This is a genomic window from Muricoccus roseus, assembly GCF_900141905.1.
GTDB lineage: Bacteria > Pseudomonadota > Alphaproteobacteria > Acetobacterales > Acetobacteraceae > Roseomonas > Roseomonas rosea.
On sequence record NZ_FQZF01000022.1, the window covers coordinates 1 to 12,802 of the forward strand.

At 70.3% G+C, this 12,802-nt stretch carries 14 protein-coding genes; 9 read left to right on the forward strand and 5 right to left on the reverse strand.

Annotated features, from left to right (window positions below; genetic code table 11):
• The 3 genes from BUB97_RS17245 to BUB97_RS17255 all read right to left on the reverse strand — a co-directional run.
• Positions 1-233: transposase (locus BUB97_RS17245; RefSeq protein ID WP_408906141.1), on the reverse strand; the 233-nt coding region annotated here is incomplete at its 3' end.
• Between the two features lie 78 nt (positions 234-311).
• On the reverse strand, positions 312-995 hold the full coding sequence (locus tag BUB97_RS17250; protein WP_073137011.1) for a Fe2+-dependent dioxygenase: 684 nt from the start codon (positions 993-995) through the stop codon (positions 312-314).
• Between the two features lie 110 nt (positions 996-1,105).
• Positions 1,106-3,304 carry a TonB-dependent receptor gene (locus BUB97_RS17255; protein ID WP_139281374.1) on the reverse strand — a complete coding sequence of 733 codons (2,199 nt, stop codon included), beginning with the start codon at positions 3,302-3,304 and terminating at the stop codon, positions 1,106-1,108.
• Positions 3,305-3,569: 265 nt separating this feature from the next.
• Here BUB97_RS17255 and BUB97_RS25890 point away from each other — a divergent pair, with 265 nt between their 5' ends.
• The 8 genes from BUB97_RS25890 to BUB97_RS17295 all read left to right on the forward strand — a co-directional run bounded on the left by BUB97_RS25890 (position 3,570) and on the right by BUB97_RS17295 (position 9,963).
• The gene (locus BUB97_RS25890) at positions 3,570-3,851 is read left to right on the forward strand and encodes a hypothetical protein (protein WP_175562668.1); all 282 of its coding nucleotides are present in this window, start codon (positions 3,570-3,572) and stop codon (positions 3,849-3,851) included.
• 101 nt (positions 3,852-3,952) lie between these two features.
• Entirely contained in the window at positions 3,953-4,912 is a 960-nt protein-coding gene (gene fabD / locus BUB97_RS17265) for an ACP S-malonyltransferase (protein WP_073137017.1), read from the forward strand.
• Between the two features lie 7 nt (positions 4,913-4,919).
• Positions 4,920-5,366: a GNAT family N-acetyltransferase gene (locus tag BUB97_RS17270; protein ID WP_073137019.1), complete on the forward strand. Its 447-nt coding sequence runs from the start codon at positions 4,920-4,922 to the stop codon at positions 5,364-5,366.
• Positions 5,366-6,103, forward strand: coding sequence for a 3-oxoacyl-[acyl-carrier-protein] reductase (gene fabG / locus BUB97_RS17275; protein ID WP_073137021.1), 738 nt, complete (start codon positions 5,366-5,368; stop codon positions 6,101-6,103). Before BUB97_RS17270 ends, fabG begins: the two co-directional genes overlap by 1 nt.
• A 187-nt stretch (positions 6,104-6,290) precedes the next feature.
• Entirely contained in the window at positions 6,291-6,530 is a 240-nt protein-coding gene (locus BUB97_RS17280) for an acyl carrier protein (RefSeq protein WP_043830727.1), read from the forward strand.
• Between the two features lie 139 nt (positions 6,531-6,669).
• Positions 6,670-7,953 carry a beta-ketoacyl-ACP synthase II gene (gene fabF, locus BUB97_RS17285; protein ID WP_073137023.1) on the forward strand — a complete coding sequence of 428 codons (1,284 nt, stop codon included), beginning with the start codon at positions 6,670-6,672 and terminating at the stop codon, positions 7,951-7,953.
• A 77-nt stretch (positions 7,954-8,030) separates the two neighbouring features.
• Positions 8,031-9,044: an endolytic transglycosylase MltG gene (gene mltG, locus BUB97_RS17290; RefSeq protein WP_073137025.1), complete on the forward strand. Its 1,014-nt coding sequence runs from the start codon at positions 8,031-8,033 to the stop codon at positions 9,042-9,044.
• A 19-nt stretch (positions 9,045-9,063) separates the two neighbouring features.
• Positions 9,064-9,963, forward strand: a complete 900-nt coding sequence (locus BUB97_RS17295) for a DMT family transporter (protein WP_073137027.1) — start codon at positions 9,064-9,066, stop codon at positions 9,961-9,963.
• Positions 9,964-9,970: 7 nt separating this feature from the next.
• On the opposite strand, the gene rutA is transcribed toward BUB97_RS17295, so the two are convergent.
• Positions 9,971-11,056, reverse strand: coding sequence for a pyrimidine utilization protein A (rutA, locus tag BUB97_RS17300; protein WP_073137029.1), 1,086 nt, complete (start codon positions 11,054-11,056; stop codon positions 9,971-9,973).
• Positions 11,057-11,235: 179 nt separating this feature from the next.
• Between rutA and BUB97_RS17305 the strand changes: the two genes are divergently transcribed.
• The gene (locus BUB97_RS17305; protein ID WP_086062290.1) at positions 11,236-12,024 is read left to right on the forward strand and encodes a TerC family protein; all 789 of its coding nucleotides are present in this window, start codon (positions 11,236-11,238) and stop codon (positions 12,022-12,024) included.
• Here the strand turns inward: BUB97_RS17305 and BUB97_RS17310 are convergent.
• Entirely contained in the window at positions 11,984-12,790 is an 807-nt protein-coding gene (locus BUB97_RS17310; protein ID WP_245818346.1) for an SDR family NAD(P)-dependent oxidoreductase, read from the reverse strand. The genes BUB97_RS17305 and BUB97_RS17310 overlap by 41 nt on opposite strands.
• Positions 12,791-12,802: the final 12 nt, after the last annotated feature.

Here is a 12,802-nt window from a genome sequence, read left to right on the forward strand (position 1 = left end):
CGCTCGGAGCGGACCGAGAACAGGATCTGGATCAGGCTCGCTCGGATCAGCCGCTCGGGCGCAATCGAGGGGCGGCCGAAGTCGGTGTAAAGCACCTCGAAATCGGCATCCAGGCTGGCCAGCGCCTCGTTCACCACCTGCCGGATCTTGCGCAGGGGATGCCGCGCCGGGATGCGCGCCTCAAGATCGACGTAGCTGAACAGCGACCCGCTCGTCTCGTCCGTCCCCCGCATCATCAACCCCGCGGTTGCCCTGCGGAGGTGAATCATGTTCCTCAAATCGCGTCGAGGGCCGACTTCTTCAGCAACCTGCTAGATCTCCACCCAGCGCCGGAGAAGGTTGTGGTAGGCGGCCGTCATGGCCAGGACGCCGGGGTGGTCGTCCGGCAGGTCCCGCCGGAGCTCGATGATCCCCATGTCCATGTCGTAGAGGAAGGCGCGCTGGCCGTCGTCCTTCACCATGGACTGGGTCCAGAAGAAGGAGCCCCAGCGGCTGCCCCGCGTGACGGGCTTCACGTGGTGCAGGCTGGTCGAGGGGTAGACCACCATGTCCCCGGCCTCGAGCTTCACCTCATGGGTGCCGTAGGTGTCCTGCACCACCAGCTCGCCGCCCTCGTAATCCTCGGGCGGGGTCAGGAAGAGGGTGGAGGAGACATCCGCCCGGATGCGCTGGCCCGTGCCGGGGATGGCGCGGATGGCGTTGTCCACATGCGCCTGGAAGGTCATGCCGACATCGTAGCGGTTGAACATGGGCGGCAGCACGCGCAGGGGCAGCGCCGCCGTGGCGAAGAGGGCGTTGCGGCCGAGCGCGCGCAGGACCAGGTCGCCCAGCTCCTTCGCCTCAGGTGAATCGACGGGGATCTGGAGGTTGTGCTTCACCTTGGCGGATTGCTCCCCCGCCGTCGCGCGGCCGTCCTGCCAGGCGGCGGCCTCCAGCCTTTCGCGGCAATAGGCCACCTCGGTAGGGGTCAGGACCTGGGGGATGCGGACGAGCATGGTGTGCTCCGGGAGGCTGGAAACAGGAAGCGGGCGGCGGGGCCGGCATCATGCCACCCCCGCCGCCCGCGGTCAGTCCGGCGCGCCCGCGCCCCGGGCGGTATTGGCCGTCAGAACTCGGCGGCGACGGAGAAGAGCACCGTGCGGCCGGCCGCGACGACGGCGCGGTTGCCGAACAGGCCTTCGTAATTGGTGCGGTCCGTCAGGTTGTAGCCGTTCACCCGCAGCGTGACGTTCTGGTTCAGCTTGTGCTGGAGCATGGCGTCGAGGCTGAAGTTATCCGGCACCTCGGCGGAGTTGGCGGCATCGAGGAAGACCTGGCTGCGCCAGATGATGCCCGCGCCGACCGTGACGTTCCAGGGCGTGTCCCGGGCGATGTCATAGGTGGTCCAGAGGGATGCCGCGTGCTCCGGCACGTACTGGACGCGCTTGCCGACATTCGCGGCCGTCTGGGAGCGCGTCGTCTCGCTGTCCAGATAGGTATAGGCGGCGTTGATGTTCCATTCCGGCGTCACGCGCCCGGTGATGCCCAGCTCCAGGCCCCGGATGCGCTGGACGTCGCCGGTGGCGGACACCTCGTTGGTGTCGGCGTCCAGATAGGTCGCGTTGCCCTTTTCGGCGTGGAACAGTGCGGCGGTGAGGCCGAGGCGGTTGTCGAGAAGGCTGATCTTCGCGCCGATCTCGTGGTTGGTGTTCCGCTCGGGCCGGATGTTGTTGTCGAAGTTGGTGGCCGCCGCAGGGAAGGTGGTGAAGAAGGTGCCGGGCGGCGTCGTCGAGGTGGAGTAGGAGTAGTAGTAGGTCTGGCTCGGTGTTGGTTCCCAGATGATGCCGGCGCGCGGGTCCCAGAAGCTGTCGCGGATGGCGAAGTTCTGGCTCGGCGCGGCCCCGGGGGTGCCGGCCTTGTAGTCCAGGTCGAAATTCGTCCAGCGGAAGCCGCCATAGACGGACAGGGTGGGCAGGACCCAGAGGCGCTCGTTCAGGAAGAGGCCGAGATTGGTCGATTCCGTCTCGCGCCGGTTGTTGGCCGCGCCCGTGCCGAGGACGAGGTCGTTGTTCGTCCAGGAGTTGAGCAAGGTGACGCCGGGGCGCGCGGGGACGTAGGGATAGGCAACGCGGTCGACCGTCTCCCGCACGATGTCGACGCCGCCGGTCAGCTCGTGCCGGATGGGCCCGGTGGTGAAGCGGGCAACGCCGGCGGTGATGTTCTGGGTCGCCTCGTTCACCTGATTGTAGGGCGCGTTGCTGCCGCCGCCATAGGAGAGGGTCGGGTTCAGCCCGCGGAAGAACTGGCCGGAGCAGCTGGTGCGGTAGGCGGCCGCCGTCGTCCCGGTGCCGCAGCTCGCCGCCGTCAGCGCCGTGTCCCGGTCCACGCGCATCAGGCGCGTGTCATTGGTGACGGTCAGCCAGTTGCCGAAGCGGTGGGAGAAGCGGGCCGTCAGCCGGTCCACCACCGTCTCGTCGCGGTCGTTCTGGATGCCGTACCAGTTGGAGCGGTTGACCCCGTATTCCGATGCCGGGCGGCCGATGGCGCCGAGGCCGGAGTAGATGATGGGCATGCCGCCATCGATCGTGCGGCGGTCCTCGAAATGCAGGTATTCCACCGAGAAGGTGGTGGGGGTGCCGAGGCCGAAGGCGATGGAGGGGGCGACACCCCAGCGGCGCGTGTCCTGGTCGTCGCGGTCCACGAGGCTGCTGCTCTGGCCCATGACGTTCAGGCGCATGGCGATGGTCTCGCTGATGCGCTGGTTGATGTCGGCGGTGAAGCGGGCGAAGGGGCCCATGCCGCCGGTGGCGGTGGCGGCGTAGCGGTTCTCAAGCATGGGCAGGCGCGAGTTGACGTTGATGCCGCCGCCGATGGCGCTGGTGCCGATCGCGAAGCCGGAGGCGCCCTTCAGCACCTGCACGTCCTCATAGGTGAAGGCGTCGCGCTGGTAGGAGCCGAAGTCCCGCAGGCCGTCGACCAGCACGTCGTTCTGGGCGGAGAAGCCGCGGATCCGGAACTGGTCGCCGGTGACGCCGCCATTGCCCTCGCCGATGGTCGAGGTGATGCCGGGCACGTTGCGCAGCGCCTGCTCCAGCGTGGTCACGTTCTGCTCGCGCAGGACCTCCTGCGGAACCACGTTGATGGTCTGCGGGGTGTCCTGGATGGTGCTCGGCAGGCGGGGATTGCCCGTGGGCACCTGAAGCTGGTTGGCCGGGCGGGTGCCGGTCACGGAGACCTCGGGCACGGCCACCGGGGCGGGGTCGGCGGCGAGCTGGGCGAAGGCCGGCCCCCCGGCCATGGCGGCGCCGAGGCTGAGGCTGGCCACCAGGGCGGTATTGGGAGCCGAGGGGCCCCTCCTGCTTGAGCGACTCATCCGTACGGCACCCCCGAACACGTTGATATTGCGAAGCGCTCTTAACTTCGCGTGTTACGAAAGGTCAAGGTTGCGTGTGACTCTCAGTTGCGAAGAGGGGGAGGCGTTGCAAACGGGCAACTTATTGCCACCGCATGCCTTTTTCCTGCCGTCTCGCCGCCTTTCCGGGCGGCAGAATGAGGTTGGCCCGGCTTCACGGGTCCAAGGAGGTTTGCTGATGTCTTGGCTCTCGCGCTTTGCTCTGGTTGCTGGCCTTGCGGCAGGGATCGGTGGAGTTTCCACGGCGGCGCAGGCCGCGCCAGCCTCGGCGGCTCCGATGCTGGGCGCCGCGATGGTCGCCCCGCAGGAGGGACTGCTGCAGGACGTGCGCTGGGTGAACCGGTGCCGCCCGGTGGTGGTGTATCGCCGTGACCGCTATGGCCGCCCTGTCCGTGTCCAGCGCGAGCAGTGCCGCCGCATCTGGGTGGGCCCGCCGCGTGGCCCCCGTGGTCCTTACTGAGCCCGTTACGGTTGACAGTCCGGTGACGCCGCCGCTACCCCGCCGCGCCACGGCGGGGTAGCGGTGCCCTGCTTTGCTCAACAGGCAGGAAACGCGTCACCATGGCCCTTGCGCTCGTCTTCCCCGGCCAGGGCAGCCAGGTCGTCGGCATGGGCCGTGACCTCGCCGCCGCCTTCACCCCCGCGCGGGAGGTGTTCGAGGCGGTGGATGAGACGCTGAAGCAGAATCTCTCCCGCCTGATGTTCGAGGGGCCGGCCGAGGAGCTGACCCTCACCGCCAATGCCCAGCCGGCGCTGATGGCCGTCTCCCTCGCCGTGCTGCGGGTGCTGGAGGCCGAGGGCGGGCTCGACATCAAGAACCGCGTCGCGCTGGTGGCCGGACATTCCCTGGGCGAATACAGCGCGCTGGCCGCGGTGCGGGCCTTCGACGTGCCCCAGGCGGCGCGGCTGCTGCGGCTGCGCGGCGATGCGATGCAGAAGGCGGTGCCGGCCGGCACGGGGGCCATGGCCGCCCTGCTGGGGGCCGAGATGGAGCAGGCCCGCGCCATCTGCGAGCGCGCCGCCGAGAACCCGGAGACCGGGCGGCGCGAGGTCGTCGAGGCGGCCAATGACAATGGCGGCGGCCAGGTCGTGATCTCCGGCCACAAGGCCGCGGTGGAGCGGGCGGTGGAGATCGCCAAGGCGGAGGGCATCCGCCGGGCCATGCTGCTGCCGGTTTCCGCCCCCTTCCACTCCTCCCTCATGGCTCCGGCCGCCGATGCGATGGGCGAGGCGCTGGAGCGCGACCCGCCCAGGGCCCCGCTGGTGCCGGTGGTGGCCAATGTCACGGCCGCCAAGGCCACCGATCCGGACGTGATCCGCGACCTGCTGGTCCGCCAGGTGACGGGCACGGTGCGCTGGCGCGAATGCGTGGCCGCCATGGCCGCCATGGGCTGCGACACCTTCGTGGAGGTGGGCTCGGGCAAGGTCCTGACCGGGCTGATGAAGCGCAACGCCCCGGAGGCGACGGCCATGGCCTGCGGCACGCCGGCCGAGATCGAATCGGTGCTCAAGGCCCTCTGAGGCGGCCATGACCCGTGTCGCTCTGGAAGATCAGGCCGTTCCCGCCACGCGGGATGCCGTGTGGGAGGGGCTGCGGGCCTTCAACGAGGCGCAGTCCGGTCCCGGCTCCTTCGCCTCCACCCCGCTGAACGTCGTGCTGCGGGACGAATCCGGCGCGCCGGTCGGGGGGCTGATCGGGCGCAGCTACTCCGGCTGGCTCTATGTGGAGCTGTTCCACCTGCCGGAGGCGCAGCGGCGCGCCGGGCTGGGGCGGGAGATGCTCTCCATGGCGGAGCGCGAGGCGGCCGCCCGCGGCTGCATCGGCGTGCGGCTGGAGACCTATTCCTTCCAGGCGCCCGGCTTCTACGCCCGGATGGGCTACACGGTGGTGGGCCGCCTGGATGACTGCCCGCCCGGCCATACCCGCTTCTCCCTTGCCAAGCGCCTCGACGGCGCACCCCTGGAGGCCCCCTGATGTTCGACCTGACCGGCAAATCCGCCCTCGTCACCGGCGCCACGGGGGGGATCGGCGCCGCCATCGCCCGGGCACTGCATGCCCAGGGGGCGAAGGTGGCCATCACCGGCCGGCGCGAGGCCGAGCTGGCCTCCCTGGCCCAGGAGCTGAGGGAGCGGGTGCTGGTGGCCCCGGCCGACCTGTCCGACCCGGAGGCCCCCGCCGCCCTGGTGGAAAAGGTGGAAGGCGAGTTCGGCGGGCTGGACATCCTGGTGAACAATGCCGGGCTGACGCGGGACGGGCTGGCGCTCCGCATGGGCGACAAGGACTGGTCGGACGTGATCGAGGTGGACCTGACCGCCCCGTTCCGCCTGGCGCGTGCCTCCCTCCGCGGGATGATGAAGCGCCGGTCCGGCCGGATCATCTCCATCGCCTCCATCGTGGGCGTGACCGGCAATCCGGGCCAGGCGAACTACGCGGCCGCGAAGGCCGGGCTGATCGGGATGAGCAAGGCCCTGGCCCAGGAGGTGGCGCCCCGCGGCGTGACCGTGAACGTGGTGGCCCCCGGCTTCATCAAGACCGCGATGACCGATGCCCTGAACGATGCCCAGAAAGCGGCCCTGATGGGACGCATCCCCATGGGCAAGATGGGGGCCTCTGAGGACATCGCCGCGGCCGTGACCTATCTGGCCTCCAACGAGGCGGCCTGGGTGACGGGCGTGACCCTGCATGTGAATGGCGGGATGGCCATGATCTGAGGCCTCGGTTGAGGCTCGGGAACAACGGTCCTTGATCTGGGCTTCGCACGGCCCATCCTTCGGTCTAGGCCCTGGGAAATAGCCGTGCTAAGGCCCGCGCCCTGCGCCCGGGCATTCGCGTTAACGAATGCCCGGCAGCAAACACGGGTTTTCGGCGGTCAACCGCCATCTGGAGAGAGCAAGCGCGATGAGCGAAACCGCCGAGAAGGTGAAGAAGATCGTGGTCGAGCACCTCGGCGTCGAGGAGGCCAAGGTGACCCCGGAGGCGTCCTTCATCGACGACCTGGGCGCCGACAGCCTGGACACGGTCGAACTGGTCATGGCCTTCGAGGAGGCCTTCGGCGTGGAGATCCCCGACGACGCCGCCGAGAAGATCACGACGGTGGGCGACGCCATCACCTATATCGACGCGCACAAGACGGCCTGATCAGGCCGCTGGGCCGGACCCTTGGGGTGACCCTTGGGCCGGTCCGCCGTCCGCCAATGACGCGCGGGGCGGGGCCGGGTTCCGGCCGCTGCCCGGCCCCTGAACGCCAGCGGGGCAGGCGCGGGAGGGAGTAGCGAGAGTGTTCGGTCAGCTCACGGCCCCGCGCCGCGTCGTCGTCACCGGCATGGGCATCGCCAGCCCGCTGGGGCTCGGCGTGGAGAATGTCTGGAAGCGGATGCTGGCCGGGGAATCCGGCATCAGCGCCATCCAGGGCTTCGACGTGTCCAATATCCCCGCCAAGATCGCGGGCGTCGTGCCGAATGGCACGAAGGCCGATGGCGGGCTGGACCTGGCCGAGTGGATCCCGGTCAAGGACCAGAAGAAGATGGACCGCTTCATCCAGCTCGCGCTGGTGGCGGCCACCGAGGCGGTCGAGGATTCCGGCTGGGTGCCGGAGACGGAGGAGGACCGTTACGCCACGGGCGTGATGATCGGCTCTGGAATCGGCGGGCTCCAGACGATCTATGAGGCGTCCCAGCTGATCGCGGGCGGCAAGCACCGCCGGCTCTCGCCCTTCTTCATCCCCTCCGCGCTGATCAACCTGGCCTCGGGCCATGTCTCGATCAAATACGGCTTCAAGGGGCCGAACCACTCGGTGGTCACGGCCTGCGCCACGGGCGTGCATGCGCTCGGCGATGCCGCGCGGCTGATCGCGCTGGGCGATGCCGATGTGATGGTGGCCGGCGGCGCCGAGGCGGCGGTCTCCGAAATCGGCATGGCGGGCTTCGCGGCCTCCCGCGCCCTCTCCACCGCCTTCAACGACACGCCCGCCAAGGCGTCCCGCCCCTGGGACAAGGACCGGGACGGCTTCGTCATGGGCGAGGGCGCGGGGGTGGTGGTGCTCGAGGAATACGAGCACGCCAAGGCGCGCGGCGCGAAGATCTATGGCGAGGTGATCGGCTACGGCATGTCCGGCGACGCCTATCACATCACCGCCCCGGCCGAGGGGCATGAGGGTGCCTATCGCGCCATGAAGGCCTGCCTGCGCTCGGCGGGCATCGGCACGGAAGCCATCCAGTACATCAACGCCCATGGCACCAGCACCCCGCTGGGCGACGACCTGGAGCTGCAGGCGGTGGAGCGGCTGTTCGGGGATGACGCCAAGGGCGTCGCCATGTCCTCGACCAAGTCGGCGATCGGACATCTGCTCGGCGCGGCGGGAGCGGTGGAGGCGATCTTCTGCCTGCTCGCCATCCGCGACGACGTGGCGCCGCCGACGCTGAACCTGGACGAGCCCTCCCACCCCTCCGCCATCGACCGGGTCGCCAATGAGGCCCAGCCGCGGAAGATCGAGGTGGCGCTTTCCAACTCCTTCGGCTTCGGCGGGACCAACGCCTCCATCCTGTTCAAGGCGGCGGCCTGAAAAAGGCCCCGCTGGTCGCCCGGCACGCTGCTGCCGGGCTGGCCTGACCCTTTCGGATAGCCAGGGACCGCGCGCCGATGAGACGAGCGATCCGATTCCTGCTCATCCTGGTGCTCTTGCTCGGCCTGGCCGGCGGTGGCGCCTTCCTCTACGCCCGCCATGTCTACGAGCGCCCCGGCCCTCTGGCGGAGCCGGCTCAGGTCGTCGTTCCGCGCGGCGGGACGGAGACGATCGGCGCCGCGCTGGCGCAGCGAGGGATCGTGGCCGATGGCCGCGAGTTCCTCGTCGCGGCCTGGGCGACGCGGACGCAGGGCGCCATCCGGGCCGGCGAATTCGCCTTCCCCGCCCGGGCTTCGCTGCGGGACGTGCTGGAGGTGCTGCGCACGGCGCGGCCGGTGCAGCGGCGGCTCACCATCCCCGAGGGGCTGATGGCCCGGCAGATCACCGGCGTGCTCGACCGCGCCGAAGGGCTGGTGGGCGACACGCCGCCCATCGACGAGGGCGACCTCCTGCCCGAGACCTACACCTACCAATGGGGCGACACCCGCGCCGCCATCGTGCGGCGCGCCACCGCCGCCATGGAGGAGGCGCTGCGCGAGGCCTGGGCGAACCGGGCGCCGGACCTGCCCATCTCCTCCCCCCGGGAGGCGCTTGTGCTGGCCAGCATCGTGGAGCGCGAGACGGCGGTGGCGGCGGAACGGCCGCGTGTGGCTTCCGTGTTCATCAACCGCCTGCGGCGTGGCATGCCGCTGCAGTCGGACCCGACCGTGGCCTATGCCGCAGCCGATGGCGCGCCGCTGGAGCGGGCGCTGACCCGGGCCGATCTCGACCGGGAGCATCCCTTCAACACCTATCGCAACCGGGGGCTCACCCCGGGCCCGATCGCCTCGCCGGGTAAGGAATCCCTGCGGGCCGTGACCCGGCCCGAGGCGACCGACCTGCTCTATTTCGTGGCGGATGGCAGCGGCGGCCATGCCTTCGCCCGCACGCTGGAGGAGCACAACCGGAACGTGGCGCGCTGGCGCGAGATCGAGCGGGGCCGCGCGGCACCGGCTTCTGCTCCGGCGGCCAACCCCGCGCCCCCGCGGTGAGGCCCGGCGCGGGGCAGGCGTGAGCCCCGGCGCCCCGCTGCGGGGATGGCGGCTCTGGTGGCGGCTGCTGCTGATCTCGGCCCTCTGGGCCACCGCCTTTCCCGTGGTGCGGTTGGCCGGGCGTTCCATGCCGCCCTTCGCGCTTTCGGCCGGGCGTGCGGCGGTGGCGGTGACCCTGCTGCTCCTCTTTGCCCTGGCCACCGGCGCCTTCCGACGGCGGGAGGGGTGGAGCTGGCGGGCCGCCCTCGTGCTCGGCACGGCGAATGGCTGGCTGCCGAACTGCCTCACCGCCTTTGCGCTGCTCACCCTCACGGCCGCCTCCGTGGCGCTGATCCAGTCGGCCTCGCCGCTTTTTGTGGCGTTGTTGGCCGCGCTCTTCCTGCCGGGCGAGCGTCCGGGGCCGAGGACGCTGGCGGGGCTTGGCCTCGGTTTCGTGGGAATCGCCGTGATCCTCGGGCCCGCCGCGCTGGCGGGCGGGGCTGCGGGGCTGCTGGCGGGGATGGTGATGCTGGTGGTGGCGCTCTCCTACGCGACCGGCGTGGTCTTCGTGCGGCGGACCCGGCCGGGCGGGGCGCTGCAGCTGGCGGCGGGGCAGCAGGGGGTGAGCGCGCTGGGGGCGCTGGCGGTGAGCCTTTCCCTGGAACCGCTCTCGGCCTTCGAACAGCCCTGGGAGGTCTGGGCGGTGGTGGCCTGTGCCGGCGTGTTCGGCTCGGCCTTGCCGGTGACGCTGTTCCTCTTCCTCGCGCAGCGGGCGCGGGCGACGGACGCTGCCATGACAGGTTATCTGCAGCCGGGCTTCGCCGCCGTTTTCGCGGCGCTGCTGCTGGGGGAGTGGCCGGAGCCGCGCGTGCTGCTGGGTGGGGCGGTGGTGCTGGCCGGGGTCTGGCTGGCGACCGGCGGGAAGCGCCGGTCGCCCTAGGGGCGGTTCAGGCCGGGGCCATGGCCCGGATGTGCTGCCGGCTGCGCATCAGCGGCTGGATGTGCTGGCCGAAGGCCTCGATGCCCTCGAGGAAGTCGTCGAAGGTCAGCAGGACGCCGGCGAGGCCAGGCACCTCCGACATCTCGTCCATCATGCGCGCGACCGAGGCATAGGAGCCGATCAGCGTGCCCATGTTCAGGTTGATGGCGCCTTCGGGCAGGGCGTATTGCCGCACGTTGGTATCTCCGCCGGAGCGCGTGTCGGCGGCGGCTTGGCCGGCCATCCAGGCGATGGCCTCACGGTCGGCGCCGGCCTGGTAGTGCTGCCACTTCGCCATGGCCGCCTCATCGGTCTCGTCGGCGATGATCATGATGAGGGCCAGCGACCCGACCTTGCGCCCGGTTTGAGCGGCGGCTGCCTGGACGCGGGCGGTGACGGGGGCGAGGGCCTGGGGGGTGTTGATGCCCTGGCCGAGGCAGAAGTTGTAGTCGGCGTGCCGGGCCATGAAGTCGAGGCCGGCTTGGCTCTGGCCGGCGCAGACGATCTCGATGCCCTGTCCCGGCATGGGCAGGAGACGGCAATCCTCCATCTGGAAGTATTCGCCCCTGAAGTCCGACCGGCCGGTGGACCAGAGCTCGCGCAGGATGGTGGCATATTCCGAGAGGTGGTCGTAGCGGCGGGCGAAGTGCTCGTCGCCGGGCCAGAGGCCCATCTGCGAGTATTCCGGGCGCTGCCAGCCGGTGATGAGGTTCACGCCGAAGCGCCCCGGGGCGATGGAATCGATGGTCACGGCCATGCGGGCCATGATCGCCGGGGGGAGGGTGAGGGAGGCGGCGGTGGCGAAGAGCTTGATGCGGTTCGTCACCGCCGCCAGCCCGGCCATGAGGGTGAAGGATTCCAGGTTGTAGTCCCAGAACTCCGTCGCGCCGCCGAAGCCGCGCAGCTTGATCATGGAGAGGAGGAAGTCGAGGCCGTAATGCTCGGCCCGCTGCGAGATCTGCTTGTTGAGCGCGAAGCTGGGCTTGTACTGAGGCGCGTTGGTGGAGATGAGCCACCCGTTGTTGCCGATCGGGATGAAGACGCCGACATCCATGTCCTGGTGGCCCCCTGGAGGAGAAAAGGAACCGGGACGGCTCAGCAATTCCCGTTCCAGCGCCATTGGGCGGGGAATGCCCTCGATGTGATGACGCGCCAGGGGGTGGCTGACCTTTCGGAGTTCCTGCCGCCGCCCCATAGATGCGGGCTACATTACAGGAAGGACACCTGACCGCCGTGGAAGCCGAGGTTCTCATTGCGCTTGCCGCGCTGATCGGCATGGAGGTGGTCCTCGGGATCGACAACCTCGTCTTCATCGCGATCCTGACCAACCGCCTTCCGGTGGAGCGGCGGCGTTCGGCGCGGCTGATCGGGCTGGGGCTCGCGGTCCTGCTGCGCCTGGTAATGCTGGCCGGGGTGGGCTGGCTGATCTCGCTGACCCAGCCCCTTTTCGGCTTCTGGGGCATGGACTTCTCCGGCAAGGACCTGATCCTGATCGCCGGCGGCCTGTTCCTGATCGGCAAGGCCGTGATCGAGATCCACCACCGCGTGGACCCGGACGCCCAGGCCGAGGCGAAGGCGGCCAGCCAGGTGACGGCCCATTACGGGGCGACGATCTTCCAGATCATCCTGATCGACATGGTGTTCAGCGTGGACAGCATCCTGGCGGCCGTGGGGCTCACCCAGGTGATGTGGGTGATCGTGGTCGCGATCCTGGTCTCAGTCGCCGTCATGCTGCTGTCGATGGATGCCCTCTCCAACTTCATGGAGAAGAACCCGACGGTGGTGATGCTGGCCCTCGCCTTCCTGGTGATGATCGGCATGGTGCTGCTGGGCGAGGGCTTCGGCTTCCATGTGCCGAAGGGGTTCGTCTACACGGCCATGGCCTTCGCGGCGGGGGTGGAGGCGCTGAACGTGTGGGCGCGGCGCTCGCATGGCCGGCGGACGGTCGGCCCGGACAGCACTACCCTGGCCGGGCCGGAGGCTAGCCCGGCGGTGAATCGGCCTTCGCCGGAAGGCGGCTGAGCCAGTTGGGCGGCAGCGCGCCGGCCAGGCGCGCCGCCGCATAGACGGGCCAGGGATAGACGACCCGGGCCTTCCCGCGCGCGATGCCCGTGAGGGTGCGGCGCGCGGCTTCCTCCGGCTCCATCAGGAGGGGCATGGGGAAGGTGTTCGGCGCGGTCATCGGCGTGCGGATGAAGCCGGGGCAGATGGCGTGCAGGCGGATGCCGTCCTGCCGCGCCGTGGCATCGGTGGCCTCGGTCCAGCGCTGGAGGGCCGCCTTGGAGGCGGAATAGGCCGGGGCGCCGGGCGAGGCGACGAAGGCCGCGATGGAGGCGATGGCGGCCACGCGGCCGCGGATGCCATCCGGCCCCGGCGGCTGGGCGCGCATCATCTCCAGCCCGGGCATGATGGTGTTCAGCGCGCCGGTAAGGTTCACCGCGAAGATTCGGGCGACCTGGCCCGGTGCCTCCCGAGTGCCGCCGGTGCCGGCCGAGGTGCCGGCATTGGCGATGAGCAGGTCGAGCCCGCCGGTGGCGCCGACCCATTCCGAGGCGGCGGCCGCGTCGGTGACGTCGAAGGCGGTTTCGGAGACCTCGGCGCCGGCCGCGCGACAGGCGGCGGCGGTGGCGGCGAGGCGGGCGGCGTCCCGGCCGGCGAGGTGGAGGACGCGGCCGGGGGCGGCGAGTTCCCGCGCCAGGGCGGCGCCGAGGCCGGAAGAGGCGCCGGTGATGGCCGCGCGGCGCCAGGGCCAGCCTTCGACCCGCTGTGTGTCGGCGCCTTGCATCATGCCCTCTCCCGC

Bases quoted from the DNA above. Each gene is read 5' to 3' on its own strand.
- fabG (WP_073137021.1), top strand. From the start codon at position 5,366: ATGTTCGACCTGACCGGCAAATCCGCCCTCGTCACCGGCGCCACGGGG.
- BUB97_RS25890 (WP_175562668.1), top strand. From the start codon at position 3,570: ATGTCTTGGCTCTCGCGCTTTGCTCTGGTTGCTGGCCTTGCGGCAGGG.
- mltG (WP_073137025.1), top strand. From the start codon at position 8,031: ATGAGACGAGCGATCCGATTCCTGCTCATCCTGGTGCTCTTGCTCGGC.
- BUB97_RS17280 (WP_043830727.1), top strand. From the start codon at position 6,291: ATGAGCGAAACCGCCGAGAAGGTGAAGAAGATCGTGGTCGAGCACCTC.
- BUB97_RS17310 (WP_245818346.1), bottom strand. From the start codon at position 12,790: ATGATGCAAGGCGCCGACACACAGCGGGTCGAAGGCTGGCCCTGGCGC.
- BUB97_RS17270 (WP_073137019.1), top strand. From the start codon at position 4,920: ATGACCCGTGTCGCTCTGGAAGATCAGGCCGTTCCCGCCACGCGGGAT.
- rutA (WP_073137029.1), bottom strand. From the start codon at position 11,056: ATGGATGTCGGCGTCTTCATCCCGATCGGCAACAACGGGTGGCTCATC.
- fabD (WP_073137017.1), top strand. From the start codon at position 3,953: ATGGCCCTTGCGCTCGTCTTCCCCGGCCAGGGCAGCCAGGTCGTCGGC.
- BUB97_RS17250 (WP_073137011.1), bottom strand. From the start codon at position 995: ATGCTCGTCCGCATCCCCCAGGTCCTGACCCCTACCGAGGTGGCCTAT.